The sequence below is a fragment of the Corynebacterium sp. UMB6689 genome (genome assembly GCF_030215295.1).
GTDB classification, from domain to species: Bacteria; Actinomycetota; Actinomycetes; order Mycobacteriales; family Mycobacteriaceae; genus Corynebacterium; species Corynebacterium aurimucosum.
This window is the reverse complement of record NZ_JASOLS010000069.1, coordinates 1-412: the sequence shown is the minus strand read 5'-3', so window position 1 is coordinate 412 and position 412 is coordinate 1. Positions and strand designations below refer to the sequence as shown.

Genomic DNA, 412 nt, shown 5'->3' with positions numbered 1-412 from the left:
TACAAAGAAAAACGCTACAAAACAAGCAAGTAAAATGCTTGTCGGTGGTGATAAATGGCGACACATTCCGCCGGTGGTTGAGAAACTAAAAAAAGTTTATGAAGAGAAATCAGCTGAATTATCTATAGCTAGTGCGACCGAGATTAAACAGTTTTTAACAGCGATTATGCGTGGTGAAGTAACTGAACCAATGGCCATCACTAATGGTGAGTTTAAGCAAGAACTTGTTGATGTGATGCCAAATGTTACGACTCGTCGGCAGGCTGCTGTTGATCTTGGTAAATCATATGGGTTATGGACAGATAAATCTGAAGTAAAAATGGATGCTCTTGTTCAGATTGTAGATGATATCGATGACGACTAATGTTAAGTTATCGGATTTGGTAGCACCTAGCTTTTATAAAGTGCATCA

General features: G+C 38.6%; 1 protein-coding gene. It reads left to right on the top strand.

Going from position 1 to position 412, the window contains the following annotated elements; all coding sequences use genetic code 11:
- A partial coding sequence (locus QP363_RS12710) for a hypothetical protein (RefSeq protein WP_284764752.1) occupies positions 1–364 on the top strand: 364 nt, incomplete at its 5' end.
- Positions 365–412: the final 48 nt, after the last annotated feature.